Source organism: Pseudomonas sp. IT-196MI5 (genome assembly GCF_949767415.1).
Lineage (GTDB): Bacteria > Pseudomonadota > Gammaproteobacteria > Pseudomonadales > Pseudomonadaceae > Aquipseudomonas.
On the sequence record NZ_CATKPZ010000044.1, the window covers coordinates 265854 to 291963 of the forward strand.

General features: G+C 61.0%; 29 protein-coding genes. 20 read left to right on the forward strand and 9 right to left on the reverse strand.

The window, feature by feature from the left end:
• The first annotated feature begins 8 nt into the window (after window positions 1-8).
• The 17 genes from ACM6IK_RS22145 to ACM6IK_RS22225 are packed head-to-tail and all read left to right on the forward strand — an operon-like array spanning window position 9 to window position 16445.
• Window positions 9-263, forward strand: coding sequence for an acyl carrier protein (locus ACM6IK_RS22145; RefSeq protein ID WP_007992314.1), 255 nt, complete (start codon window positions 9-11; stop codon window positions 261-263).
• Window positions 260-805 carry a hypothetical protein gene (locus ACM6IK_RS22150; protein WP_414876002.1) on the forward strand — a complete coding sequence of 182 codons (546 nt, stop codon included), beginning with the start codon at window positions 260-262 and terminating at the stop codon, window positions 803-805. The genes ACM6IK_RS22145 and ACM6IK_RS22150 overlap by 4 nt, the downstream gene beginning before the upstream one ends.
• Entirely contained in the window at window positions 802-2481 is a 1680-nt protein-coding gene (locus ACM6IK_RS22155; RefSeq protein WP_414876003.1) for an AMP-binding protein, read from the forward strand. The genes ACM6IK_RS22150 and ACM6IK_RS22155 overlap by 4 nt, the downstream gene beginning before the upstream one ends.
• Window positions 2474-3208: a glycosyltransferase family 2 protein gene (locus tag ACM6IK_RS22160; protein WP_414876004.1), complete on the forward strand. Its 735-nt coding sequence runs from the start codon at window positions 2474-2476 to the stop codon at window positions 3206-3208. Before ACM6IK_RS22155 ends, ACM6IK_RS22160 begins: the two co-directional genes overlap by 8 nt.
• Complete coding sequence (locus ACM6IK_RS22165; RefSeq protein WP_414876005.1) at window positions 3205-4146, forward strand: glycosyl transferase; 942 nt, start codon at window positions 3205-3207, stop codon at window positions 4144-4146. The genes ACM6IK_RS22160 and ACM6IK_RS22165 overlap by 4 nt, the downstream gene beginning before the upstream one ends.
• On the forward strand, window positions 4127-5671 hold the full coding sequence (locus ACM6IK_RS22170; RefSeq protein ID WP_414876006.1) for an HAL/PAL/TAL family ammonia-lyase: 1545 nt from the start codon (window positions 4127-4129) through the stop codon (window positions 5669-5671). Before ACM6IK_RS22165 ends, ACM6IK_RS22170 begins: the two co-directional genes overlap by 20 nt.
• On the forward strand, window positions 5664-6089 hold the full coding sequence (locus tag ACM6IK_RS22175; RefSeq protein ID WP_414876007.1) for an acyl-CoA thioesterase: 426 nt from the start codon (window positions 5664-5666) through the stop codon (window positions 6087-6089). The genes ACM6IK_RS22170 and ACM6IK_RS22175 overlap by 8 nt, the downstream gene beginning before the upstream one ends.
• Window positions 6086-6790 (forward strand): outer membrane lipoprotein carrier protein LolA, encoded by a 705-nt coding sequence (locus ACM6IK_RS22180; protein WP_414876008.1) that lies wholly within the window; start codon window positions 6086-6088, stop codon window positions 6788-6790. Before ACM6IK_RS22175 ends, ACM6IK_RS22180 begins: the two co-directional genes overlap by 4 nt.
• On the forward strand, window positions 6774-9113 hold the full coding sequence (locus tag ACM6IK_RS22185; RefSeq protein WP_414876009.1) for an MMPL family transporter: 2340 nt from the start codon (window positions 6774-6776) through the stop codon (window positions 9111-9113). Before ACM6IK_RS22180 ends, ACM6IK_RS22185 begins: the two co-directional genes overlap by 17 nt.
• Window positions 9113-10270: a sodium:proton antiporter gene (locus tag ACM6IK_RS22190; RefSeq protein ID WP_414876083.1), complete on the forward strand. Its 1158-nt coding sequence runs from the start codon at window positions 9113-9115 to the stop codon at window positions 10268-10270. The genes ACM6IK_RS22185 and ACM6IK_RS22190 overlap by 1 nt, the downstream gene beginning before the upstream one ends.
• The gene (locus ACM6IK_RS22195; protein WP_414876010.1) at window positions 10257-11504 is read left to right on the forward strand and encodes an NAD(P)/FAD-dependent oxidoreductase; all 1248 of its coding nucleotides are present in this window, start codon (window positions 10257-10259) and stop codon (window positions 11502-11504) included. Before ACM6IK_RS22190 ends, ACM6IK_RS22195 begins: the two co-directional genes overlap by 14 nt.
• Entirely contained in the window at window positions 11501-12226 is a 726-nt protein-coding gene (locus ACM6IK_RS22200) for a class I SAM-dependent methyltransferase (RefSeq protein WP_414876011.1), read from the forward strand. Before ACM6IK_RS22195 ends, ACM6IK_RS22200 begins: the two co-directional genes overlap by 4 nt.
• Window positions 12226-12843: a hypothetical protein gene (locus ACM6IK_RS22205; protein ID WP_414876012.1), complete on the forward strand. Its 618-nt coding sequence runs from the start codon at window positions 12226-12228 to the stop codon at window positions 12841-12843. The genes ACM6IK_RS22200 and ACM6IK_RS22205 overlap by 1 nt, the downstream gene beginning before the upstream one ends.
• The gene (locus ACM6IK_RS22210) at window positions 12840-14036 is read left to right on the forward strand and encodes a beta-ketoacyl-[acyl-carrier-protein] synthase family protein (protein ID WP_414876013.1); all 1197 of its coding nucleotides are present in this window, start codon (window positions 12840-12842) and stop codon (window positions 14034-14036) included. Before ACM6IK_RS22205 ends, ACM6IK_RS22210 begins: the two co-directional genes overlap by 4 nt.
• Window positions 14033-14491 (forward strand): hotdog family protein, encoded by a 459-nt coding sequence (locus ACM6IK_RS22215; RefSeq protein WP_414876014.1) that lies wholly within the window; start codon window positions 14033-14035, stop codon window positions 14489-14491. The genes ACM6IK_RS22210 and ACM6IK_RS22215 overlap by 4 nt, the downstream gene beginning before the upstream one ends.
• Complete coding sequence (fabG, locus tag ACM6IK_RS22220) at window positions 14491-15219, forward strand: 3-oxoacyl-ACP reductase FabG (protein WP_414876015.1); 729 nt, start codon at window positions 14491-14493, stop codon at window positions 15217-15219. The genes ACM6IK_RS22215 and fabG overlap by 1 nt, the downstream gene beginning before the upstream one ends.
• The gene (locus ACM6IK_RS22225) at window positions 15219-16445 is read left to right on the forward strand and encodes a beta-ketoacyl-ACP synthase (RefSeq protein ID WP_218429704.1); all 1227 of its coding nucleotides are present in this window, start codon (window positions 15219-15221) and stop codon (window positions 16443-16445) included. The genes fabG and ACM6IK_RS22225 overlap by 1 nt, the downstream gene beginning before the upstream one ends.
• 208 nt (window positions 16446-16653) lie before the next feature.
• Here ACM6IK_RS22225 and ACM6IK_RS22230 read toward each other — a convergent pair whose 3' ends face one another.
• The 3 genes from ACM6IK_RS22230 to ACM6IK_RS22240 form a co-directional block, all read right to left on the reverse strand.
• Window positions 16654-17037: a type II toxin-antitoxin system PemK/MazF family toxin gene (locus ACM6IK_RS22230; RefSeq protein WP_218429703.1), complete on the reverse strand. Its 384-nt coding sequence runs from the start codon at window positions 17035-17037 to the stop codon at window positions 16654-16656.
• Between the two features lie 97 nt (window positions 17038-17134).
• Window positions 17135-17401: a DUF6124 family protein gene (locus tag ACM6IK_RS22235; RefSeq protein ID WP_414876016.1), complete on the reverse strand. Its 267-nt coding sequence runs from the start codon at window positions 17399-17401 to the stop codon at window positions 17135-17137.
• A gap of 560 nt (window positions 17402-17961) precedes the next feature.
• Complete coding sequence (locus tag ACM6IK_RS22240; protein ID WP_414876017.1) at window positions 17962-18864, reverse strand: LysR substrate-binding domain-containing protein; 903 nt, start codon at window positions 18862-18864, stop codon at window positions 17962-17964.
• Between the two features lie 119 nt (window positions 18865-18983).
• Between ACM6IK_RS22240 and ACM6IK_RS22245 the strand changes: the two genes are divergently transcribed.
• The 3 genes from ACM6IK_RS22245 (at window position 18984) to ACM6IK_RS22255 (ending at window position 22243) form a co-directional block, all read left to right on the forward strand.
• Window positions 18984-20261, forward strand: coding sequence for an MFS transporter (locus tag ACM6IK_RS22245; RefSeq protein WP_414876018.1), 1278 nt, complete (start codon window positions 18984-18986; stop codon window positions 20259-20261).
• A 78-nt stretch (window positions 20262-20339) separates the two neighbouring features.
• Window positions 20340-21605, forward strand: a complete 1266-nt coding sequence (locus ACM6IK_RS22250) for an AAA family ATPase (protein ID WP_414876019.1) — start codon at window positions 20340-20342, stop codon at window positions 21603-21605.
• Window positions 21602-22243 (forward strand): retron system putative HNH endonuclease, encoded by a 642-nt coding sequence (locus ACM6IK_RS22255; protein WP_414876020.1) that lies wholly within the window; start codon window positions 21602-21604, stop codon window positions 22241-22243. The genes ACM6IK_RS22250 and ACM6IK_RS22255 overlap by 4 nt, the downstream gene beginning before the upstream one ends.
• Window positions 22244-22350: 107 nt before the next feature.
• Here the strand turns inward: ACM6IK_RS22255 and gspM are convergent, their stop codons facing one another.
• Genes gspM through gspH form a run of 6 tightly spaced genes read right to left on the reverse strand, consistent with a single transcriptional unit; the run spans window position 22351 to window position 26108 of the window.
• Window positions 22351-22782 carry a type II secretion system protein GspM gene (gene gspM, locus ACM6IK_RS22260; protein WP_414876021.1) on the reverse strand — a complete coding sequence of 144 codons (432 nt, stop codon included), beginning with the start codon at window positions 22780-22782 and terminating at the stop codon, window positions 22351-22353.
• Window positions 22779-23885, reverse strand: coding sequence for a type II secretion system protein GspL (gspL, locus tag ACM6IK_RS22265; RefSeq protein ID WP_414876022.1), 1107 nt, complete (start codon window positions 23883-23885; stop codon window positions 22779-22781). The genes gspM and gspL overlap by 4 nt, the downstream gene beginning before the upstream one ends.
• The gene (locus ACM6IK_RS22270) at window positions 23882-24733 is read right to left on the reverse strand and encodes a type II secretion system protein GspK (protein WP_414876023.1); all 852 of its coding nucleotides are present in this window, start codon (window positions 24731-24733) and stop codon (window positions 23882-23884) included. The genes gspL and ACM6IK_RS22270 overlap by 4 nt, the downstream gene beginning before the upstream one ends.
• The gene (locus ACM6IK_RS22275; RefSeq protein ID WP_414876024.1) at window positions 24730-25272 is read right to left on the reverse strand and encodes a type II secretion system protein GspJ; all 543 of its coding nucleotides are present in this window, start codon (window positions 25270-25272) and stop codon (window positions 24730-24732) included. The genes ACM6IK_RS22270 and ACM6IK_RS22275 overlap by 4 nt, the downstream gene beginning before the upstream one ends.
• A complete protein-coding gene (gspI, locus tag ACM6IK_RS22280) occupies window positions 25265-25648 on the reverse strand; it encodes a type II secretion system minor pseudopilin GspI (protein ID WP_414876025.1) in 384 nt (127 codons plus the stop codon). Before gspI ends, ACM6IK_RS22275 begins: the two co-directional genes overlap by 8 nt.
• Window positions 25641-26108, reverse strand: a complete 468-nt coding sequence (gene gspH, locus ACM6IK_RS22285) for a type II secretion system minor pseudopilin GspH (protein WP_414876026.1) — start codon at window positions 26106-26108, stop codon at window positions 25641-25643. Before gspH ends, gspI begins: the two co-directional genes overlap by 8 nt.
• Between the last annotated feature and the right edge of the window lie 2 nt (window positions 26109-26110).

The following is a 26110-nucleotide window of genomic DNA, read 5'->3' on the forward strand; positions in this document are numbered from 1 at the left end:
ACCGGACCATGCAAACTCGTGACGACATTTTCAACACCCTGCGCGATGCCTTGGTCGAGCTCTTCGAACTGGACCCCGAGCGTGTGAGCCTGGAATCCAACCTGTATCAGGACCTGGAAATCGACAGCATCGACGCGGTCGACCTGATTGATCACATCAAACGTCAGACCGGCAAGAAAATCGCCGCCGAAGAATTCAAATCGGTGCGTACCGTCAGTGACGTGGTCGAGGCGGTCTACCGTCTGGTTCAACCGGCCGCATGAATCGACTGATTGGCCTCGGCCTGCTGCTGGCGGGCCTTTTGTATCCCTTTGCGGTGTATTTCGGCATGGAGCATTTCGCCCCGTGGCAGTTCGGCCTGCTGCTGGGCGGACTGTGGCTGGCCCGGGCACTGACCGGCAAACGTCGGCCTGGCAGCCTGTGGATGGCCACGGTGGCCATAGTGTTCTGCCTGTTGCTGGCACTGTTCGACAGCCCGGCGCTGTTGCGTTGGTATCCAGTGTTGATCAGCGCCTTCATGTTGGCGCTGTTCGGATCGAGTCTGACATTCGGCCCACCGATCGTTGAACGCCTGGCCCGGGTACGCGAACCGCAATTGCCGGCCGAGGGCATTCGCTATACCCGTCAGGTAACCATCGCCTGGAGCGTTTTTTTTCTTTGCAACGGTCTGTGCGCCGCCGCCCTGACCCTCTGGGCGCCGCTGAGCTGGTGGACGCTGTACACCGGCCTGATTTCCTACGGATTGATAGGCCTGATGTTTGCCATTGAATGGCTCATTCGACAAAGGGTACGAGGCCGCCCATGAATTGGATAAAACTTGAGCACCTGCTGCTCAAGGCTCAGCGGGAGCGCGCAGTAACGACCGCTCCGGCACTGGATCACGCCCGACTGCGCGAACAGGCGCTGCGCCTGGCTGCCGGCCTGCAAGCCCGGGGTGTCCGGCAGATGGCCGTGCACCTGGAGGATGCCGCCGATCTGGCGATCGTGTTGCTTGGCGCCTGGCGTGCCGGGGTCAGCGTGTTGCTGCCGTCTGACCTGCAACCGCAGACTCGCCAACGTTGGTCGGATGACGTTGATCTGTGGCTGACCGATCAGCCCGGCGATGCGCACCTTGGCGATTTCCAACAGCCGCCTCTCAGTGCCGCCGCGCTGGATCTCGATCAATGCCAACTCAGCCTGTGCACGTCGGGCTCCAGTGGCGAACCCAAGCGCATCGAAAAAAACCTGCGCCAACTGGCCAATGAAGTCGAAGCCCTGGAACAGCTGTGGGGCGCCGACCTGGGCCCGGCGTGCATCATTGGCAGCGTCGCCACCCAGCACATCTACGGTCTGCTGTTTCGGGTGCTGTGGCCGCTGTGCGCCGGGCGGCCGTTCGTGCGTCGACAGTTGGCCTTTCCAGAAGACCTGCAACGCGCCAGCCGCGAGCACCCGGCCTTCGCCTGGGTGGCCAGCCCGGCGCTGCTCAAGCGCATGGGCGACAACCTCGACTGGCCTGCCTTGAGCGCGGTACGCCGGGTGTTTTCCTCCGGCGGCGCATTGCCGGTCGAGGCTGCACAGAGCCTGCATGAGCGTCTGGGGCAATGGCCAACGGAAATTTTCGGCAGTTCGGAAACCGGCGGCATCGCCTGGCGTCAGGGCGCTGAACTCTGGCGGCCGTTTGCCGAAGTCACGTTGACTCAAGACAGTGATGGAGCGCTGCTGATCGCTTCGCCGTATTTGCCGAGTGGCGTTGTCGAACAGACTGCCGACTCAGCGCGCATCGCCGTCGATGGGCGCTTCGAATTGCTCGGGCGACTGGACCGGATCGTCAAACTGGAAGAAAAACGCATCTCGCTGCCGATGCTGGAACAGGCGCTGACGGCCCATGAATGGGTCGTCGAAGCGCGGCTCGGCGTCGTTCAGGAAAACCGCGCCTCCCTGGGGGCGTTGCTGGTGCTGAGCGAGGCCGGCTTGCATGTGCTGCGCAATCAGGGTCGACGCAGTCTCACCGAGCAATTGCGCCAACACCTGAGCCAACACTGCGAAGCCCTGGCCCTGCCAAGACGCTGGCGCCTGCTGCGACAACTGCCGCTGAACACTCAAGGCAAACTGCCCCAGGCCGACGTCGACGCCCTGCTGCTGGCGCCGCGCCCCAAAGCCGCGGAGGTCCTGGAGCAAGTCGAAAGCAATGGCGAATGGAGCCTGCAATTGGCCGTGCCACCAGACCTGGCCTATTTCAGCGGTCATTTCCCCACGGCACCGGTATTGCCTGGCGTGGTGCAGGTGGACTGGGCGCTGAGTCTGGGCCAGCAACTGATGAACCTGCCGGAAAAATTCGCCGGCATGGAAGTCTTGAAGTTCCAGCAACTGGTGCGCCCGGGGGATGAGATCCAGCTGCACCTGCGCTTCGACCTGGCGCGCGGCAAATTGTATTTCGCCTATCGCAACGAAACCGCCACTTGCTCCAGCGGGCGGATCTTGCTGGAGGTCGCGCATGCATAGCCCCTGCGCCATCGTCCCGGTGTACAACCACGAAGACGCGATCACCACGGTGGTCGATGCCCTGATCGCCAGCCAACTGCCGTGCATTCTGGTGGACGATGCCAGCAGTCCGCGCTGCGCCCGGGTGCTGGACCGTCTGGCCCAGCGTGAAATGGTTTACCTGATTCGCCTCGCCGAAAACCAGGGCAAGGGTGGCGCGGTCATGACCGGCTTGCGCGAAGCGTCGCGCCTGGGTTTCAGCCATGCCTTGCAGGTGGATGCCGATGGCCAGCACGATTTGCAGGACGTCCAACGCTTCATCGAACAATCACGCCGTCACCCACAGGCGGTGATTTGCGGTTATCCGCAATATGACGCCAGCGTGCCGAAAGGCCGTTTGTATGCGCGCTACCTGACCCACGTCATGGTCTGGATCAACACCTTGTCGTTGCGGATTCGCGACTCCATGTGCGGATTCCGGGTTTACCCGTTGCCGCCGGTTCTGGCGTTGATCGAGTCAGCGAAAATCGGCAAGCGCATGGACTTCGACTCAGACATTCTGGTGCGCCTGGCCTGGCGCAATCAGCCGATGCAATGGCTGCAAACCAAAGTTCATTACCCGCTGGACGGCGTTTCGCATTTTCGGATGTTCCACGACAACGTGCTGATTTCCAGCATGCACACACGGCTGTTCTTCGGCATGTTGCTGCGCTCGCCCATGATCCTCTGGCGACGGTGGCGGGCATGAGCGTAGACAAACAACACTGGGCCGACCGCGAAGAACGGGGCAGTTTCTGGCTGATGAAGCTCACCGCGTTCGGCGCCAAAGTGCTGGGGCGTCGGCTATTGAGTCCCCTGCTGTACGGCATCGTCCTGTACTTTTTCCTGTTCGGCCGCAGCGCCCGACACAGTGCCTGGCAATACCAGCAACGCCTGACCGACTGGAGCGGTCGCAGCGAATTGCGCCCGAGCCATTGGCGGGTATTCGGCCAGTTCATGGCTTTCGCCGACTCCATGCTCGACAAACTCGACGTATGGAACGGCAAGCTGAGCATCGAACAAATCGAGATCATCGACCCGGCGCTGCTGCGCGACCAGTTGCGCGGTGCCCGCGGGCAGATGCTGGTGGGCGCACACCTGGGCAATCTGGAAGTCTGCCGCGCACTGGCGGAGATCGGCGAGAAAGTCACGATGAACGTGCTGGTGCACACCAAGCACGCCGAACAGTTCAACCGTTTGCTGGGTGAGGCCGGGGCGACCAATTTGCGCCTGATTCAGGTCAGCGAACTGGACCCCGGGATCATGCTGCAACTGAGCGAGCGCCTGGAACGTGGCGAGTGGCTGGCAATTGCCGGGGACCGTGTGCCGCTGCACGGTGGGCGCAGCGTGTCCGTGGACTTCCTCGGTCATCAGGCCAGGTTCCCCCAGGGCCCGTGGCTGCTGGCCGGTCTGCTGAAATGCCCGATCAACCTGCTGCTGTGCCTGAAAAAGCCCGACGGCGATTATCGACTGACCATTGAGCCGTTCGCCGAGGCAATCACCTGGAAGCGCAGCGACCGCGAGCAGGTCATTCATCAGTGGGCCTCCCGCTACGCCGAACGCTTGGGTCACTATTGCCTCGAAGCGCCCCAACAATGGTTCAACTTTTACCCTTTCTGGAAGACCGATGACGACGCCAACGCTTGAGCCGGTAACCTTCGGCGAACGCCCTTTGCGCATTGAAGACGTGCTGGCCCTGGCCAACCGCAAGGTGCCGACGCAGTTGCAAAGCGATCCCGCCTACCGCGAGCGCATCGCCAAGGGCGCGCGTTTTCTCGACTCGCTGCTGGACAAGGAAGGCGTGATCTACGGCGTGACCACCGGTTATGGCGACTCCTGCGTGGTCGCGGTGCCGCTGCATCACGTCGAGGCGCTGCCCCGTCATCTGTTCACTTTCCACGGCTGCGGGCTGGGCAAACTGCTCGACGCCCAGGCCACCCGCGCGGTACTGGCGGCGCGTTTGCAGTCGTTGTGCCATGGTGTTTCCGGGGTGCGTGTGGAACTGCTGGAGCGCCTGCAGGCGTTCCTTGAGCACGACATCCTGCCGCTGATTCCGGAAGAAGGTTCGGTGGGCGCCAGTGGTGACCTGACGCCGCTTTCGTACGTGGCCGCCACGCTGTCCGGCGAACGTGAAGTGATGTTCCGCGGCGAACGCCGGCAGGCTGCCGATGTGCACCGCGAACTCGGCTGGCAACCACTGGTGTTGCGTCCGAAAGAAGCCCTGGCGTTGATGAACGGAACCGCCGTGATGACTGGTCTGGCCTGCCTGGCTTACGCCCGGGCCGATTACCTGCTGCATCTGGCCACACGCATCACCGCGCTGAACGTGGTCGCCCTGCAAGGCAACCCGGAGCACTTCGACGAGCGCCTGTTCGCCGCCAAGCCACACCCGGGGCAGATGCAAGTCGCCGCGTGGTTGCGCCAGGATCTGGCCATCGACGCGCCGACCGCGCCCTTGCATCGCCTGCAAGACCGCTATTCCCTGCGCTGTTCGCCTCATGTGCTGGGCGTGCTGGCCGACAGCCTGAACTGGCTGCGCTCGTTCATCGAGATCGAGCTCAACAGCGCCAACGACAACCCGATCATCGACGCCGAAGCCGAACGCGTGCTGCACGGTGGGCACTTCTACGGCGGGCACATCGCGTTCGCCATGGACAGCCTGAAGAACCTCGTGGCCAACGTCGCCGACCTGCTGGATCGGCAGCTCGCGCTGCTGGTGGACGAACGCTACAACCATGGTTTGCCGAGCAACCTGTCCGGCGCCACGGCTGACCGCGCCATGCTCAATCACGGCTTCAAGGCCGTGCAGATCGGCACCAGTGCCTGGACCGCCGAAGCGCTGAAGAACACCATGCCGGCCAGCGTCTTCTCGCGCTCCACCGAATGCCACAACCAGGACAAGGTCAGCATGGGCACCATCGCCGCCCGCGATGCGATCCGCGTTCTGGAGCTCACCGAACAGGTGGCGGCCGCCACCTTGCTGGCGGCCAATCAGGGCGTCTGGCTGCGCGGCCAGGCCGAAGATGCACGCCCCCTGCCACCTGCTTTGGCCGCCATGCATGAAGCCTTGGCCAAGGACTTCCCGCCGGTCATCGAAGACCGCGCGCTGGAAGGCGAATTGCGCCTGTGCCTGCAACGCATCGCCGAACAACACTGGAGGCTGCATGCGTAGCAAGGGATTTATCTACACCGACACGGAAATCGTCGTACCGTTCTTTGACGTCGACAGCATGCACGTGGTCTGGCACGGCCATTACGTCAAATACCTGGAAGTCGCCCGCTGTGCACTGCTGGACAGGATCGGCCACAACTACACCGCGATGAACGAATCAGGCTATGCGTGGCCGGTGATCGACCTTCAATTGCGCTATGTGCGCGGTGCGGTGTTCGGCCAGACACTGAACGTGCGCGCCAACCTGGTGGAGTGGGAGAACCGTTTGAAGATCAATTACCTGATCAGCGATCTGCAAACCGGTGAACGCTTGACCCGGGCCCTGTCGATACAGGTCGCCGTCGACCTCGCCAGCCGCGAGATGCAGCTGGCCTCGCCGAAGGTCTTCACCGATGCGGTAGAGAGGGCCCTGCCATGATTTTCTGCCACCCACGTTCCCCTGTGGGAGCGGGCTTGCCCGCGATGGTCGTTAACGATGACACTGGGCACCTGACACCCCGCGGCTTCCTCAGGTTTTTCGCGAGCAAGTTCGCTCCTACAGTGTTCTGCGTGCTACTGGGTATTCCTGGACTGGCCCATGCCTTCGACCTGCAACAGCTCAGCGATCAACTGGCCCGGCCCGAGGTGATCCATGGCAGTTTCACCCAGGAAAAACACCTGCGCGCCCTGCCCCAGCCGCTGGTCAGCAAGGGCACCTTCGTCCTGGCAAAAAACCACGGCTTGTTGTGGTTGCTGAAAACGCCACTGCGACAGGACTATCGCATCACCGCCAAAGGCATTGCCCGGCGTGACGGCATTGTCTGGCAAATGCTGCCGGGCAAAAGCGCCGGTGCCGAGCAGAACCGATTGTTCCTGGCCGTGCTGCAAGGTGACAGCAGCGGCCTGCAACGGGATTTCGAATTGTCCCTGAGCGGCGATGCGCAGAACTGGAAGCTCACGCTGCTGCCACGCTCAATGCTACTCAAGCAGGTGTTCAACCAGATCAACATAACGGGTGCAGAACTGGTGCACAGCATCGAACTGCTCGAAACCCAGGGCGACAGCACGTTGTTGCGCATGCAGGACAGCACCGGCACCCAATCCTTGAGCGATGCGGAGCAACATGACTTTGCCGAGTGAACGGTGGTTGCCACGGCTGTTTCTGCTCCTGCTGCTGGCCGTACTGGCGCTCGCCGGTTGGCAATGGCGTGACGCCGCGCCGCTGTCGGCCAACCTGATGGAACTGGTACCCGGTACGGCACCCGATGCCCTGGAACTGCGCGCCGAACAGCGCATGCAGGAACCGCTGAACCGCGAAATGCTGGTGCTGGTCGGCCACACCGATCGCCAGCAGGCCGTTGCCATGGCGCAGACCCTCGGCGAGCAATGGCAGGCCAGCGGACTGTTCGAAAAGGTCCAATGGACTCTGCAAGCCGACTTGCCGGCGCTGCGCACGCAGTTGCTGCAAGGTCGCCTGGCGATGCTCCAGGCGGCGGGCCGACAACTGCTGATCGAGCACCCCGGCACCTTTATCCAGCAACGGGTGCAGGCCTTGTTCGACCCGTTCAACGGTTACAGCCTGGTGCCGAGCCAGGACGACTGGCTCGGCCTGACCGGGCGTATCCAGAACAGCCAGCCGCAACGCGGTTCGGTGCAACTGGACATCGGCAGCGGCGCTCTGGTCGCCGATGCCGATGGCAAGAGCTGGGTACTGCTGCGCGCGCGCACCACCGGCAACGCCTTCGACATGAACCTGCCGCTGCAAGTGGCCGACCTGCTCGAGCGCAGTCGCGAAGAAGCCGCCCGGCACGACGTGCAACTGCTCGCCGCCAGCGGCTTGTTGTACGCCGCCAACGGGCAACAGCAGGCTGCCCGGGAGATGACCTGGGTCGGGGGCGGTGCCACCGTCGGGATTTTATTGCTGCTGCTATTAGCCTTCCGGCGCTGGCGCGTCTTGCTGGCGTTCGTGCCGGTGGTGGTCGGCATGCTCTTCGGAGCGGTGGCCTGCGTGGCGTTGTTCGGCCATATGCACGTGATGACGTTGGTGCTGGGTTCGAGCCTGATCGGTGTCGCGGTCGATTACCCGCTGCACTACCTGTCCAAGAGTTGGAGCCTGAAGCCCTGGCACAGCTGGCCTGCCCTGCGCATGACCTTGCCCGGCTTGACCCTGAGCCTGATCACCAGCGGTATCGGCTATCTGGCCCTGGCCTGGACCCCCTTCCCGGCGCTGACCCAGATTGCCGCGTTCTCTGCCGCCGGCTTGCTCGGTGCTTATCTGTCTGCCGTGTGCCTGCTGCCGGCCTTGCTCAAGGGCGTAGACCTGCGCCCGGCGCAGTGGCCATTGCGTATGTGCGAGCTGTTGCTGGACTGTCGTGAAGCGCTGCTCAAACAGGCGAAAACACCCGTCTTGCTGGCGCTGCTGATCGCCTTTTGCGTGGGTGGCCTGTTACAGCTCGGCAGCAAAAACGACATCCGCCAGTGGATCAGTGCGCCACAACAATTGACCGACGAAGCCCGGACGATTGCCCGGATCACCGGCTATCAACCCACCAGCCAGTTCTTCCTGATACGCGCCGCCAACCAGCAGCAACTGCTCGAACGCCAGACCGCCTTGAGAGCGCGACTGGATCAATTGATTGGCCTGGAAAAGCTCCAGGGTTATCTGTCGCTCAATCAACTGGTCAGCCCGCCGAACGAACAGCAACAGGTGCGCGCAGCATTGAGCAAACTGCCGTCGTTCTGGCAACCGTTGCTCGACATCGGCATACCGGCCGAGGCACTGCAAGCGGAGCTGACAAAGCTACAGGTACTGCCGATCGTAGACATCGACGCAGCGCTCAGCGGCCCGTTGGCAGAACCCTACCGCCCCCTGTGGCTGGGGCCGACCGATGACGGCGTGGCGGCGATAGTCAGCCTGCAAGGCATCAACAACCCGGCCCTGCTGCGGCTCCAGGGTGAGGACTTACCCGGCGTGACACTGGTGGATCGACTGGGTGAATTGAACAACGTCTTCGCGGCCACCCAAATCAGTGCCGCGGAACTGAAACTCGCCTCCTGCGTGCTGATCGTGCTGGTGCTGATCCTGCCATTCGGCCTCGGCGGCGCGTTGCGTATCGTGTCCCTGCCCCTGTTGGCGGCGTTGTGCAGCCTGGCCAGCCTCGGCTGGCTGGGGCAGCCGTTGACCCTGTTCAGTCTGTTCGGTCTGCTGCTGGTGACGGCGATCAGCGTCGATTACGCGATCCTGATGCGCGAACAGGTCGGCGGCGCGGCCGTGAGCCTGCTGGGCACCCTGCTGGCAGCATTGACCACCTGGTTGTCATTCGGTTTGCTGGCGGTATCGAGCACCCCGGCGGTAAGCAACTTCGGGTTGTCGGTGAGCCTGGGCCTGATCTTCAGCTTCCTGCTCGCGCCGTGGGCCGGTCGACAGACGCATGGGGCTGCGGCCGTGGAGCGGGCAACGTGATGGTCGTGCTGTTCTGGGCGATGGCGCTGGCATTGTTCGCGGTGGCGACCCGTGTCGGCCGGCATTTCGGCCTGATTCCCATCGTCAGCCAGTTGTTGCTGGCGACCCTCGGCTTGCCGCTGTTGATGTATTTCTGGATCGAGCCCCAATGGCAGTTAAGCGGTGCGCTGCTGGTGTCACCGGGCTGGCTGAAGAACCTCTACAGCCTGAGCTTTGCCCTGTTGCTGGGCTACATCCTCAGCGATGTGATCGACCTGCAACTGGATCGCCAGAGCCTGAAAATCGCCCTGCCCAGCTTTTGCCTTCCGTTTGCCTGCGGCCTGGCCACGGCGGTCTGGTTGTTGCCGCCGCAGCCGTGGATCAGCTCGCTGGCCGTCGGCCTGTTGTTCGCCATCACTGCGATCCCGGTGTTGTACCTGTACCTGCGGCACATCGATTACCCACCCGCCGCCACCCGGCGTCTGGTGCAAACCGCGATCCTCATCGACCTCGCCTGCTGGACCCTGTTCGGCATCGCCCAGGGCAGCCTGCACCTGAGCAGCCTGTTGCTGCCCCTGGCCGGCGCGTGCCTGCCGGTGCTGCTGCGGTTGCTCGGTTTGCGCCAGACATGGCTTTACAGTCTGTGCTTTTTCGCCCTGCTGGTCGTCGCCGAGCACTACAAGCTCAATGCGCTGATTTTCGGCATAGGTTATGTGCTGATCATGGCCGCGCTGAAAGCACCGCTGGTACTGCCGTTGCCGGCCATGTGGATGAGCCGCTTGCAGACGTACATCGCCATCCCGCTGATCCTCACGTTCGGCATCGTGCAGATCAACGTGCACAGCGCGATCGACAGCCTCGGCTGGACGCAGTTGGCGGCCCTGCTGCTGTTGCCGATGCTGAGCAAACTGCTGGGCAACTGGCTCGGCCTCGGCTGGGCCGGGGCTTCGTTCCAGGGCGCCAGCCGCTGGCGGGAAAGTGTGCTGCTGAACATCCGCGGCTTGAGCGAGATCGTTTTTCTCAACCTGCTGCTGCAACAGCAACTCATCAGCCCGCCGCTGTACTTTGCCCTGATGCTGATGGGCCTGATCGCTACACTGCTGCCAGCCCTGACCGGCATGCACCGAATCCCCCTGAAAGCCGCTGTCCCGGCAAGGAGCCCTCATGCCAACCGTTGAAATGGAATGCCGCCAGGTCGTGATCATCGGCGCCGGCCCTTCCGGTGCCATCGCCGCCGCGTTGCTCAAGCGCAAGGGACACGATGTGCTGGTGATCGAGCGTCAGCATTTTCCGCGGTTTTCCATCGGTGAGAGCCTGCTGGCCCATTGCCTGGACTTCGTCGAGGAAGCGGGCATGCTCGACGCCGTCAACGCGGCCGGCTTTCAGGTGAAGACCGGTGCCGCCTTTGCCTGGGGCGAGCGCTACAGCGCCTTCGATTTCGGCGAGACGTTCAGCCACGGCAAGTCGACGACCTTTCAGGTCCAGCGCGCCGATTTCGATAAGCTGCTGGCCGATCAGGCAGCGCTGCAAGGCGTGGAGATCCGCTATGGCGAAACCATCGTCAGCGTCGACATTGAGCCCGGAAAACCGCAGCTCGGCGTGCGCCGCGAGGACGGTAGCGAGTACCGCATCGAAGCCGATTTCCTGCTCGATGCCAGTGGCTACGGCCGCGTGCTGCCGCGCTTGCTCGACCTTGAAGCACCGTCGAGTTTCCCGGTGCGTCAGGCGGTGTTCACTCACGTCGAAGACCATATCGACCTCCCGTCATTCGATCGCAGCAAGATCCTGGTGACCACTCATCCGACCCAGCGCGACGTATGGTTCTGGACCATCCCGTTCAGCAACGGGCGCTGCTCGGTCGGCGTGGTCGCCGCCGAGGAACGTTTCGCTGGCCGCAGCGACAATCTGGACGAGTGCCTGCGCGGCTTTATCGCCGAGACGCCAAGCCTGGCCAGCGTGTTGCAAAATGCGCAGTGGGACACCGAGGCGCGAACCATCGGCGGTTACTCGGCCAACGTAAAAACCCTGCACGGCCCGGGCTTCGCGCTACTGGGCAATGCCGCGGAATTCCTCGACCCGGTGTTTTCCTCCGGCGTGACCATCGCCATGCGTTCGGCGAGCATGGCCGCCGGGGTGTTGCACCGTCAGCTGCAAGGCGAGGCCGTCGACTGGCAAACCGAGTTCGCCGAACCGCTCAAGCGCGGCGTCGACACATTCCGTTGCTATGTCGAAGGCTGGTACGCGGGGACCTTCCAGGACGTGATTTTCCACGAGGGCAGCTCGCCGGAAATACGCAGGATGATCAGCTCCATACTTGCCGGATACGCCTGGGATCAAAGCAACCCGTTCGTCAGCGAAGCCCGGCGCCGGTTGAAGGTGATATCGGAGTTCTGTGCAAGGGCTGCGTCATGAACTACTTGAGCGAGCACTACGTCGAAGAAACCCGTTTCGGGTTGTGGTTCCTGCGCAGCCAGATCTGGCAACACTATGTGCTGCGGTTGGCGATCGACGATTTGCGTAGCCTGTTCAGCGAAGCGCTGCCTGTCAGCCCGGTGCTGCTGGATGCCGGTTGTGGCCAGGGTAAGTCATTCCCGCTGCTGCGCCAGGCCTTCGCGCCCGCTCGTCTGATTGGCGTCGATGCTGATCCCCACAGCCTGGACCAGAGTCGCGAAGAAGCGGCGCGCCAGGGCATGAAAGTGGAGTTGATCGGCAGTGACTGCGCCAGCCTCAAGCTGCCGGACGCCAGTATCGACCTGCTGTTCTGTCACCAGACCTTCCATCATCTGGTGGAGCAGGAACAGGCACTGGCCGAGTTCTATCGCGTGCTCAAACCCGGCGGTTATCTGCTGTTCGCAGAATCCACCGAGGCTTACATTGATACCTGGGTGATCCGCTGGTTATTCCGCCACCCGATGCATGTGCAGAAAAGCGCCGCGCAGTATCTGCAAATGATTCGCCAGCAGGGTTTCGAATTTACCGAGAAAAACGTGTCTTATCCGTACCTGTGGTGGAGTCGCGCCAAGGATTTCGGTCTGCTCGAACACTTGGGTGTGTGCAAGCCAAAACCCTTTGGCCAACGGGAAGAAACCCTGGTCAATGTGGTGGCGCGCAAACCTTTTGAAGGAACTGTGTGATGTTCATTACCCGTCACTTGAACTGCACAACCTGTGGGAGCGAGCTTGCTCGCGATAGCGGTGGGTCAGCCAGCGGATATGCCGGATTTACCGCCGCCATCGCGAGCAAGCTCGCTCCCACAGGGGTAACCGGTGTTATGCGATTTCTGTTACTTGCCGTAGCCCTGCTTTTGAGCGCCTGCGCCGGTCGGGCGCCGCTGCCCGTGCACAATCCGGATCTGCCGTTGCCGCTGCAACTGCACATCCAGCTCTTACAGCCCGACGATCGCCAGGACTGGATACTGGTGATCCAGCATGAAGAGGCGGGTATTCGCTGGTCGATGATGGACCTGCTGGGCATTCCCCAGGCCCGCCAGAAGTTGATCGACAAAACCTGGGAGTCCGATGGTTTCTTGCCACCCAATCCGCGAGCCCGCGAACTGTTCGCGGCGCTGCTGTTTGCGCTGACGCCGCAAGATGAGCTGGCGGCCAACTATCCCGGCGCCTGGCAGCACGGCAGACAACGGTCCCTGCCCGAACGTTGGGACATCCGCTACGCACAACCGCAGAATTTTGAATTGAAGCTTGCGCATGGTCCGGCCTATCAAGTCACCCCCCTGAGCGGTGAAACACCATGACGGCTTACCTCAATGCCCTCGGATTGGTCTGCGCGTTAGGCCGCGATAAGCAGGAAGTTGCCCGCAACCTGTTTGCCGGCGACTGCAGCGGCATGCGCGAACAAGCCGGGTGGGTGCCGCAACGCACGCTGCCGGTCGGTGCGGTCCAGGGCAAACTGGCAACCCTGCCAGCCGACCTGTCGCGCCATCACAGTCGCAACAATCAGTTGTTGCTGGAGGCCACGCTGCAAATCCGCCCGGACATCGACAGCGCAATCCAGACCTACGGCCGCGACCGCATCGGTGTCGTGCTGGGCACCAGCACCTCGGGTATCGACGAGGCCAGCCAGAGCCTGGCGCATTACCTGCGTGAAAAGCAGTTCCCTGCCGAGTACGACTATCAGCAACAGGAGCTCGGGGCGCCGGCGAACTTCCTCGCCGAATGGCTGCAATTGAGCGGGCCGGCCTATGTCATTTCCACAGCTTGCACCTCCAGCGCCCGAGCCTTGATGAGCGCCCAGCGCCTGTTGGACCTGGGCATTTGCGACGCGGTGCTGTGCGGTGGTGTCGACACCTTGTGCAAGCTGACCCTCAACGGTTTCTCGGCGCTGGAAGCGGTCTCGGAACAACGCTGCAATCCGTTTTCGGTGAACCGCAATGGCATCAACATTGGCGAAGCGGCGGTGCTGTTCCTGATGACCAAACGTGCAGGCGACAGCCAACCGATTGCCTTGCTCGGCAGCGGCGCCAGCTCCGATGCGCATCACATATCCGCCCCGGAGCCGACCGGTCGCGGCGCCCTGCAAGCGATGCGCAAAGCCTTGGGCCGCGCCAACCTGCAGCCGGAGCAGATCGCTTATCTGAACCTGCATGGCACCGCCACCCAGCACAACGACGCCATGGAGAGCCAGGCCGTGGCGACGCTGTTCCCGGCCGGCGTGCCCTGTTCGTCGAGCAAACCCATGACCGGCCACACCCTCGGTGCCGCCGGGGCGCTGGAAGCGGCGTTCTGCTGGTTGAGCCTGAGCCCGGACTATCGCGAGCATGCCCTGCCGCCCCACGTCTGGGACGGACAGCCCGACCCCGAACTGCCACCGCTGCAATGGGTGACCCCGGCCACTCGCCTGACGTCCATTGCACCCCGCTACCTGATGAGCAATTCCTTTGCCTTCGGTGGCAACAACGTCAGCCTGATTATCGGAGACGCCCCATGATTGACTGGCCGCTCGCCGAACTGCTGCCCCACGCTGGCGACATGATCCTTATCGACCGGATCCTGGCGTTCGATGAAGAGCAGATTCACACGCGCCTGACCGTCAAGCCCGATGGCCTGTTCAATCTCCCCGACGGCAGCCTGCCGGCCTGGGTCGGCATCGAACTGATGGCCCAGAGCGTGGCCGCCTTCGCCGGTTGCCATGCGCGCCAGCGCGGTGATGCGGTGGAGTTGGGTTTCCTGCTCGGCAGCCGAAAGTTCGAATGCAACGTTGAAAGCTTCCCGGCCGGCACCGAGTTGACCATCCACGGGATTCGCTCCCTGGAAGACGACAACGGCATGGGCGTGTTCGAGTGCCACATCAACGCCCCCGGCATACACGTCAGCGCTCGTCTAAACGTGTATCGCCCACCCCAGGCCGCTCAATATCTCCATGAACCCGAAGGAGTCCAGTGATGACTGAATCCGTACTGGTCACCGGTTCCAGCCGTGGCATCGGCCGTGCCATCGCCTTGCGCCTGGCCCAGGCCGGGCACGACATCGTGTTGCATTGCCGCAGCGGCCTGGCGGACGCCGAAGCCGTCAAGGCCGAAGTCGAGGCCTTGGGCCGTCGTGCGCGCATCCTGCAGTTCGATGTGGCCGACCGCGCTCGTTGCAAGGAAATTCTCGAAGCCGACGTGGAAACCTACGGCGCCTATTACGGCGTGGTGCTCAATGCCGGCCTGACCCGCGATGGAGCCTTTCCGGCCTTGAGCGAGGAAGACTGGGATGTGGTGATGCGCACCAACCTCGACGGTTTCTACAACGTGCTGCACCCGGTGATGATGCCGATGATTCGTCGTCGCGCCGCCGGGCGGATTGTCTGCATCACCTCGGTATCCGGCCTGATCGGCAACCGTGGTCAGGTCAACTACAGCGCCTCCAAGGCCGGGTTGATCGGCGCGGCCAAAGCATTGGCGATCGAGTTGGGCAAGCGCAAAATCACCGTCAACTGTGTCGCCCCCGGCCTGATCGACACAGCCATGCTCGACGAAAACGTGCCGGTGGAAGAACTGATGAAAATGATCCCCGCACAACGCATGGGCACCCCTGAAGAGGTGGCCGGCGCGGTGAATTTCCTGATGTCGGCGGAAGCCTCGTACATCACCCGGCAGGTTCTGGCCGTCAACGGAGGCCTGTGCTGATGAAGCGCGTCGTCGTCACCGGCATGGCCGGCATCACCTCACTGGGCAGCGACTGGGAGACCATCGCCGGTAACTTCGCGGCCAACCGCAGCGGCATCCGCCGGATGGACGAGTGGGATCGTTTTACCGAGCTCAACACGCGCCTGGCGGGACCCATCGATGACTTCAAAGTGCCGGGCCACTGGACCCGCAAGCAACTGCGCAGCATGGGCCGGGTATCACGGCTGGCCGTCGGCGCGTCGGAACTGGCACTGGCCGACGCCGGATTATTGGGTGACGAATCGATCAAGGACGGGCGCATGGGCGTCGCCTGCGGCTCCTCGACCGGCAGCACCGACGAGATCAAGGCGTTCGGCAACATGCTGCTCAACTCGGTGGCCGAAGGCCTGAACGCCAACTCCTATGTGCGCATGATGCCGCACACCACGGCAGCCAATATCAGCATCTTCTTCGGCCTCACCGGCCGCCTGATCCCGACATCCAGCGCCTGCACCAGCGGCAGCCAGGGCATCGGCTATGCCTACGAGGCGATCAAGTTCGGGCGCCTGCCGCTGATGCTCGCCGGCGGCGCCGAGGAGCTGTGCCCGACCGAAGCCATGGTCTTCGACGCGCTTTACGCCACCAGCCTGAAAAACGACACCCCACAGCGCAGCCCGCGCCCTTACGACTCCGCACGCGACGGCCTGGTGATCGGCGAAGGCGGCGGCATGCTGGTGCTCGAAGAACTGGAACACGCCCTGGCCCGCGGCGCCCACATCCATGCCGAGATCGTCGGCTTCGGCAGCAACGCCGACGGCCAGCACACCACCCGTCCCGAACAGATCACCATGCGCCGGGCCATGGAACTGGCCCTGGAAGACGCCGGGCTGAAACCGTCGGACATCGGCTACGTCAACGGCCACGGCACCGCCACCGAACAGGGCGACATCGCCGAAACCCTGGCCACCAGCAGCCTGTTCGGTGAACACATGCCGATCAGTTCGCAAAAGAGCTTCCTCGGCCACACCCTCGGCGCCTGCGGTGCGCTGGAGTCCTGGTTCAGCATTGAAATGATGAACCGCGACCTCTACGCCCACACCTTCAACCTCGATGAAGTGGACCCGCATTGCGGCAAGCTCGACTACCTGCGCGGCGAGTTTCGGCAGATGAGTAATCGGTACGTGATGAATAACAATTTTGCGTTTGGCGGGGTGAATACTTCGCTGATTTTCAAGCGCTGGTCGTAAGGCCAGAAACGACAAAGGGCGCCTTTCGGCGCCCCTTCACAGACAGGTCGGCTTGTCATCGCCCTTCACCTGCCTGGCTCTGTGATTGCTGGTTGCCCAGGATCCTCAGAGTCTCACAAGCCCCTTTCGGGAACGCCGTCAGTATTGTCCGAAATCATCCTGCGGACAACAGCTAGCAACTGGCCTGCCTCAATCAAACTTGCTGTGATTACAGGCCCAAGGCCTTGCGCACTGCGACTTTGATCGCAAAAAACTCGTCTGTTTCAAGTTGTAAAATGACGTAAGTGCGCTTCCCTCGACGATCTCGGCTCTTGATCCGGTCGAGCCTGGAAAGACTGACGGTGGCAACCATATCGCATTTAGCCCAACACGTCGGACTTGCTCCCTGCAGATGATTCGGCAGCTCCAGATGATGTTCAAGCATATGATCCGGAGCGGTTGTACTAAGCGGCACAACCGTCACCAACAAATTGTTGGTTCTGTGTTTGCGAATCACGACAACAGGTCTGATCTTGATCATCTCGGGAACTTCATACCCCCTGAAATCACAAATCAGTACGCTGCCTTCCTTGGGTTGATATAGAAGTGGCATCCATGGCACTCAACTAAAGAAATCGATTCTGCTCAATATCGGGTGAATCACGAAACCGGATCCGTTACGTGAAGTGTCCCTGCGCTCCCTGGGTGATTCAGGGTGGATCGAGGTTATCCAACACCCGATTCACCGCCATTTCCCCCAGCATGATCGACTGCTGAATGCCCAGCAGGGTGTTGCTTTGCGCTCCGTTCAGATTCCTCGCGAAGTCGCTCGCCATGGCATTAGCTGATGCCAGTGACACACATGCGTACTCCAGCAGTGTGTGGTTGTCGACTTCAGGAGCGACGAGGAAGATTTTGCTGGGTTGGCGTGCGGTATCGGGATCGGTGTCCGACCGGTTTTTTGCTTTATTGGTCATGATTCAGTGCCCAGAAAAGAGGAGCCGACACCGAGTCGCTACGAATCAGAAGGGTGGCAGCTATGCGCAGGTTAGTAGACCGGGGTCATTCGAATCCGGCGCGCCCGAAGACGCCCTGCGCATAGCGGCCATCAAGGGCAGGTATAGAAAATACCTGCCTATCAGGAGCGCAAATGCGCTTCGAACAACCTCGGGCTACTAAACCCGATCACTGACCATCAGTGACACGAATCAAGTTAGCGATGCCCCTCAAAGCGCACAAGCCGGCGGATTCTGGAGTAGTTGTAGGCAACGCCGCAAGGCGCTGTAGCCTGTCCTGGATAGTTCAGAAATGTCCCACGGGCAGCGGAGAAAACTCTGATCTGTAGGAGCGAGCTTGCTCCGGGCGGCGCTCCGACGACGGTCGCTAACGATGGCGCGTGTTTCCTGGATGAGCGTGGCGTTCTTTAGTCCATCGCGAGCAGGCTCGCTCCTACAGGGTTCAGCGGTGTGAACACAATGCTTGCCACGCCACCAATCCACTGTAGGAGCGAGCCTGCTCGCGATTGACGGCGCAGCCGTCACGGCTTCAATGGCTCAACCTTACGGGTCAACAACGCCACAAACGCTTTGGCCATCGCCGACTTCTGATCCTTTCGCTGCACCAGCCACACCGCCGACACCGCCTCCGGATCCAGCAACGGTCGATAGACCACACCGTCGATACGCATCCGCTGATAAGACGCCGGCAGCACCGACACACCGAGCCCCGCCGCCACCAACCCGATGATGGTCATCGCCTCGCCGGCCTCCTGGGCGAAGTGTGGGCTGAAGCCGGAGTCCCGGGCCAGGCTGAGCAGCTGCGCATACAGGCCACTGCCGTAGCTGCGTGGAAAAAACACAAAGGGCTCAAGCGCCAGGGCTGACAGGAACAAGCCCTCCTCGCTGCCCTCTACCAACGGATGCTTGGAGCTGAGAACCGCGACCAGCGGCTCGCGCATCAGCTCGACCACACTGAGGCAGTCAGGCAGCCCGAGCGGGCGCATGATGCCGACCTCGATCGATTCGTCCACCAGCGCATCGGCCACTTGGGTGCTGCTCATTTCCCGCAGGTTCAGGTGCACTGCCGGGAAGCGCTGGCGGAAAGAGAAAATCGCCTGGGGAATGGTCGAGTTGAAGGGGGCCGACGAGGTGAAGCCGATTTTCAGCTCACCCAACTCGCCCAATTGCGCTCGTCGCGCGACATCCGCCGCTTTGTCGACCTGCGCCAGCACCAGCCGCGCCTCTCCCAGAAACAGCCGACCGGCCTCGCTCAGCTCGACCCGACGATTGGTACGTTCGAACAGCCGTGCGCCGACTTCCTGTTCCAGCGCCTGAATTTGCTGGCTCAGCGGCGGCTGGGAGATGCCCAGCACCTGTGCGGCGCGGCCGAAGTGCAGTTCTTCGGCGACGGCGATGAAGTAGCGCAGGTGACGCAATTCCATGGAAAACCCCATTAGGTCGTTAAAGCTATCAAACAGGTCGAACAATATATTGGATTGAATCATTAGCCAGCTATATGCTTTTTTCATTGCCTGACCGGCTGCGTCCTCCGAGGTCCAACGTGAAAACTGCTGTCGCCCCACTCGCCCATGAAGTTCCTCCCGCAGCAGCGGACGCTATCGCCGCTGAGCGGGCAGAGATCTACATCGAAAAAGGCACGCCGGCGTTCATGCGCACGGTGCTGGCGTTGTTCTGCGGCGGCTTCGCGACTTTCGCCCTGCTCTACTGCGTGCAGCCGATGATGCCGCTGCTGTCCCACGAGTATTCCATCAACGCGGCACAGAGCAGCCTGATCCTGTCGATCGCCACCGGCATGCTTGCCATCGGCCTGCTGATCACTGGCCCGATTTCCGATCGTATCGGGCGTAAACCGGTGATGGTGGCCGCACTGTTCGCCGCGGCGCTGTGCACCATGGCCAGTGCGATGATGCCGAGCTGGCACGGTGTGCTGCTGATGCGTGCGCTGATTGGATTGTCGTTGAGCGGTCTGGCGGCGGTTGCGATGACGTACTTGAGCGAAGAGATCCACCCACAGCACATCGGCCTCGCCATGGGCTTGTACATCGCTGGCAACGCGATTGGCGGGATGAGCGGACGCTTGATCACCGGGGTATTGATCGACTTCGTCAGCTGGCACACGGCGATGCTGGTGATCGGTGGCCTGGCGCTGATTGCCGCGGCGGTGTTCTGGAAAATCCTCCCGGAATCGCGCAACTTCCGCGCCCGCTCGCTGCACCCGCGCAGCTTGCTCGACGGTTTCACCATGCACTTTCGCGACGCCGGCCTGCCGCTGTTGTTTCTTGAAGCCTTTGTGTTGATGGGCGCGTTCGTCACGCTGTTCAACTACATCGGCTATCGCCTGCTGGCGGCGCCTTACCATATGGAACAGGCCTTCGTCGGGTTGCTGTCGGTGGTGTACCTGTCGGGCATCTACAGCTCAGCGAAAATCGGCTCGCTGGCCGACAAACTCGGTCGCCGCAAAATGCTCTGGAGCACCATCGCGCTGATGATCGGCGGCCTGGCCCTGACGATGTTCACGCCCTTGCCGCTGGTGATCATCGGCATGCTGGTGTTCACCTTCGGCTTCTTCGGTGCCCATTCGGTAGCCAGCAGCTGGATCGGCCGCCGCGCCACCAAGGCCAAGGGGCAGGCGTCGTCGCTCTATCTGTTCGCCTACTACGCTGGGGGAAGCATCGCCGGTACGTCGGGCGGTGTGTTCTGGCATTTGGGCGGATGGAACGGCATAGGCTTGTTCATCGGCGCATTGCTGGTGGTGGCGCTGCTGACGGCGTTGAAACTGGCGAAGTTGCCGCTGTTGCCGGGTACTGCACAGGTTTAGCCATAACGGCACCCTAGCGAGAACCGTGGACCGAGGTACACTGACGGTATTCGTCAGTCTTGGTAAAGGAAAGCCAGAATGCGTCTGGACCGTCTCCACATTCAGAATTTTCGTTGCTACGAGGACGCCACTTTCGACTTTCAACCGGGTTTTAATCTGGTAGTAGGGGTGAATGGGAGTGGTAAGACTTCGTTGCTGCAAGCAGTAGCCCTATGCTTCAGAAACTTCCTTAATTCCATGGGAAAGCAATCTTCGCAAATCCCAGATGAAGATGTACGGTTTGTCATTCAAAAATTCGATGACCGCCTTCGATTTGAGAGAGCTTATCCACTCAATGTTAGTGCAACAGGCACCGCCTTCGGCTTTAAAACCTGGAGCATATCTAAAGATCGCAACGGTGTTTCTGGAAGTTTCGACGTTGAAATCAACATAGCAATCTCTAAACAATTGGAACTTATAGATAACGGAAGCACCGTCGAGCTTCCGTTAATTGCATTGTATCGAGCTGATCGCAGGTGGCTTTCTAGCAAGACCTCTGCTGAGTCCGCCGTCAAGCAACAATCATCACGACTTGATGCATACTTAAACTGGCTTGACGCAGCGGCAAACCTTCAAGAATTTGAAAACTGGATAATCGGTAAAACCTTAGAAAGACTACAGAGAATGTCGCGTTCCGGACCTCGAAAAAATTTCGACGACGAACTGCAATGGGTAAACTCCGCACTAAAAGTTGCACTACCAGAATCGCAGGGCATTGAGTACGACCTAGAACTACGCAACTTAGTCGTAAATATTGAAGGCAAGTCATTCCTCTTTAGTGATTTAAGTGACGGGCAGCGGGGAATGATCGCACTTGTTGCCGATATTGCACGGCGCATGTGCCTTTTGAATCCTCAATTTGGAAGCAAGGTACTAGAGTTGACTAGCGGAATCGTCGTCATAGATGAATTAGACATTCACCTTCACCCAGCATGGCAGCGCAGCATAGTGACGACGCTCAGGAATGCATTTCCTAAAATTCAGTTCGTGGCGGCCAGCCATTCTCCCCAAATCATCGGCAGCCTAAAGCCTGAAGAAGTCATTGTACTGAATGACGGACATTCATCTCACCCGCGCGTCACGTATGGTTTAGACTCAAGCAGCGTGCTTGAGGAGGTCATGGATGTTGCTCAGCGTGAACCCAAAATTGAAGCGTTGCTCTCTGAATTGTTCTCCACTTTGGAGGACAACAATCTCGAAAAAACCAAATCGTTACTCCATACACTCAAAAAAATAGCCCCCGATTTACCTGAGTTTCTAAGAGCCGAAGCCTTGCTTAAGCGCAAGGAGACTATTGGCCGATGAAGCGAGTGATCAAAGGAACTGAGCCAGCTTTATTTACCCAGTGGAAAGCGTTAGCGAATGAAGGTTGGACACCCTCTTACTCGATACTACGTAACCCTGAAAAACAAGCTCTACACGATAGCTTGCTTCGTGAGCAAGGCTATGTTTGTTGTTACTGCGGAAACAAAATTACTCGTGAGTCCAGTCATATAGAGCATTTCCGGCCGCAACATCACTTTGTTCACTTAGATCTTGAGTACACCAACCTTCACGCCTCCTGCCAAGGCGAAACCGAAGATCCAAAACCTGCACATTGCGGGCACAGCAAAGGCAATAAGTTCGACGAAAACTCCAATGTATCTCCTCTGGACGAGGACTGCGAAAGCCGATTCAGGTTTACGTTGATCGGCCGCATAGAGGCAACGGATACCGACAAACCTGCTGAGAACATGATTAACATTCTCGCCCTCGATATCAGTTTTTTGAACAATCGGCGTAAAGAAAAGCTGGAAGGCATCTTCGATAATGAGTTTCTGGCTAGCTTTTCCATAGAAGAACTCGAAGCAATTATTCAACGATACCGCCACCCCCGAGACGGCCAGCATGAAGCTTTCGACCACGTCATTGCTCGCTACGCAGAACAGCTCTTGGGACGCTGATACGCTGAAAACGAATAAAAATAACGTCCGGTATAAACCGGGCGTTCGTTTCATTAAGCAATGATTACTCCGGATTTTTTGTCAACACCTCATGTACTACGACACAACTACCTGAGCACCACCCGTGCCTCCAGGGCATCGTCGCGTTTTTCCAGCGTCAGCGATTGCAACGCGACACCGCTGCGCTCGATCCCATCGAGCCACTGCATCAAGGGCTGCGCATTGCCATTAACGGTCAGGCGCAGCAGATCGCTATCACTCTCCATCTGACGGATTTCCAGCCCCGCCGCCGCGGCGCTTTCACTGATGCGCAGCGATAGCGGTTGATTGGTATCGACGGGGACATGGCGGCGCGGTAAAGCCCGTTGCAGTTGCGCAGCCAGCCCTTTCTGCTGTTGATACTGTCGCTCGACAGTTTCCAGCCGCTGCCGGGTCGGTTCCCAGATCAGGCTGAAAGCCACAACTGCCAGCAAAAAAGCCCCCAATACCTGCAACAACCGTTGTTCGCGCACGGAAATGCGCCGCCATGCCTGCTTCATGCCTCGTCCTCCACGGTGAGGGTGGCGTGCACCCGGTCAGCGGTTTTATTCGCGCTATCGAGCCGCACGGGCATGCCTTGTTGTCGTCCGCGTTCACGCAACTGCTCCAGCTCGGCAAAGCCGCTGGCGGTCAGCTGGATTTTCCAGCCTTCGCCTGTTCGAAACTCGATGCGCTGGACCTCGACCGGACTGGCGCCGATCACCTGGTCAATCAACTGGACCAGCCCTGCAATGCGGGTGTTTTGCGAATCCACAGGCTGGCTTTGCAGGGCCTTGAGTTGCGCTGCCATATCGACGATGCGGCTTTGCTCCGGGTAAAGCGCCTTGAATCGCTGTTCATTCTGGGTGGCGAGGCGGCGGGTTTCGCTGTCGAGGAAGCCGATCCGCATTTCGCTGGCACCCCAGGTCAACAGCGCCAGTATCATCAGCGCCCACCCGCCGGCACGCCAGGGCAGACGCTTGCCGCGCGGGGCGAATGCGCCTTGCAGCAGGTTAATGGCCCGGGTTGGACGGTGGGTCAGGCATTGGTCGATGATGGCGGGGGCCTCACGTTCGTCCAACCATTGCATGTCGTTGGGCAATAACGGGGCGAGCAGCGCCAGGTGGTCTTGCGACAACGCCAGGCGCGCAGGCAAGCCTGCCCCCAACAACCAACGACCGAACCACCATGCACCGCACGGCTGATCGCCGGACAACACATCAGCATCGACGAACACCCCACGCACCTCGATACCCGCCTCGCGCAGCAAGTCGAGCACCGCGGCCAAGCGTTCGCGGCCAATGACCATGACCGGGTAGCAGCCGTCACGATCACGAGCGCCAACGCTCAGATGCACCCTCTCCAGCGCTTCACTCAGTTGATCTTCCACAGCGAAGGCCATGGCCTGGGCTTCGGGCCTGCGTCGCGATGGCCATGGCTCGCTGAGAACCCAACTGCACATTTCCATGGGCAGCAGCATATCAACCGCCTGCCCCTGCAATGCCGAGCCCGCCTGATTCAGTGGCATCGACAGGCGTTGACCGGTTGGCGACCACAGGACGCAGGGCCAGAGGCCCGATGGCGCGTCCTGCCCCTCGGCGGTCAGGTAAAGCCAAGTGTTCATCGCTGCCTCTCGTGGCTATTCAGGGGAAGAAAACGTCGTTGCAGTACCGTCAGTTGTCGGGTCTTGGAGTCGTGCCCGATATCCGTGGCCAGGTGCAGTTCGCGCCCGTCGCGGCTCACCTGCACGCTGATCCGATACCAGCGGCTATGGGTGCCAAGTCCGTGACTGCTCAAGCCCTGCCCGGAGAGCAATGGGTCCTGGGTAAACGCCTGGACACTCGCCCAAGGCGTTTTTGCGGCCTGAATCGCCAGCGCATCGGCGGTCGCGGCGTCCACTTCGCCGAGCGTTCTCAACAGCAGCGCCGGTGCGGTGTTGATGTTCAAGGCGGCGTCGGTGGGCAGCAACGCCACCCAGGGCTCCAGCCGCTGCAGCAAGCGAGCGTCAATGCCGGGCAGCAAGCGCAGCTGGCTGAGTTCCCGCAGCGGCCCGACCTGGCTCAGTTGCACAGGAGGAAGATCGAGCAACTCAAGCAGGCGCGCCCAACGGTTGAGGGTGACCTGATCCACCTGCCCCTGGCGTAACAATGCATTGAGATTGAAGCGCCCGGCGAGGTCATCGATATCGATGCGGATCTGCGCATCTTCAACGTCGAAACCCGGTGCCATGGCCGTCCAGCCTTGAATCCGCTCGACGGGTTTTTTCGCGTCCTGCAACGCGTCGCGCAACAGCAACAACGCCCAGGTTTCCCCGCCCGATGCAAGTTGCCGTAGCTGTATCTGCTGCAACTGTTGCCCACTGCTTTGCAGCGAAAGGTGATGGCTGCGCAACAAGCCACCGGTGATCAGCAGTGCCAGGCTCATGACCAGTAATACACTGATCAACGCAATGCCGCGTTGGTGCCCGTTCATGGCAATGCACCCGGCATTGGCAACACCCGACGGATCGATTCGAAGCGCCCGACAGAGACTTGCACCTCCAGCGCCAAAGGCGCCTTTGCATCCTGCCCTGCCGGCCAAAGGGCGACCCAGCCGGACTGGCTGTCGAACAGCCGCCAGCGCAACTCGCGCACACCTTCCAGCAGTTTTTGACGCTGCACGAACTCCGTACTTTCGCCCTGGCTTTCGCGCCACAGCACACCGTCATCGATTCGATAGGTCAGCGCCTGACGCTCACTGCGCGGTTGGTCCAGAGGATTGCGCCAGTGACTGCGCTGGAACTGCAAAAGCGCCGGTGCGAGCACCATCGGCTGTGCGGTGACGTGCAGCAGATCCCGCTCGATCGCCGCCACGGCCCGTTGCAGGCTCCTCAGTTCTCGTTCGTGAGCCGTCGCGCCCTGTTGCACTCGCAGCACGCTTTCGAACAAACCCCAGCTGGCCAGCCCCAGCACGGCGAAGATGGCCATGGCGATAACCAGTTCCAGCAAGGTGAACCCGCGCTGCTTATTCATGAACCGCAAGTATCCAGCCGCTGGCACGATACAAACCGTGAGCGCTGTCCGCCGGGCTGACCAGAATGTCGACCTGGAGCAAACGCGGATCGCGGGTGGCGCTGATGTGCTGTTGCAGCACCCAGTCGCGCTGATCCATAGACACGATCTGTTGTTGCTGGCCGGCTACCAGGCCGGATTGCAGGCGCAATTCGTTCAACCGGTTGTCCGCCAGCCACGCCGCGAACAGGCGATTCTCAACGGCACCGCGCTGCTTCACCGCATATTGACTGGCCGACAGCACGGCTGCCGCCAATGTCGCGAAGACCGCCAGGGCCACCATGATTTCCAGCAGCGTGAAACCGCCCATGGCGGATCGGGATCGCGGGCTAGCCATCGATCGTCACCTCGCCGAGGCCATCGCCGGACAGGCTCAACCAAGCCCTGTTACCGGACTCGAATGTCAGGGTGAAGGCACTGGTTTCATCGTTGCTGAGTATCAGCAATTGCGGCGGTCCTTCGTCGGCGTCCAGCTCTACCGCATAGCCGTCCTGCTGAAAACGTACTCGCACGCTCAGGGGCCAGCGAGAAAGCGCCGCCACCGGCTCCCACCCGCGCACCTCCTGGCGCATCGCCCGGTAGCCATCGGTACTCAGCCTCAGGCCGTACTCTTGACCTTCGAACACGGCGCGCTGGCGCAACTGATGGACCACCTGCATCATCGCCTCGGCTTCCTGCTTCACCTCCCGCCCCGGACTGCCCCCGCTGGCAAGGCTCACCATGCCCAGCAGAACGCCGACCAGGACCATCACGATCATCAGTTCCAGCAAGGTAAACCCCCGACAGCGGTAGCCCACGG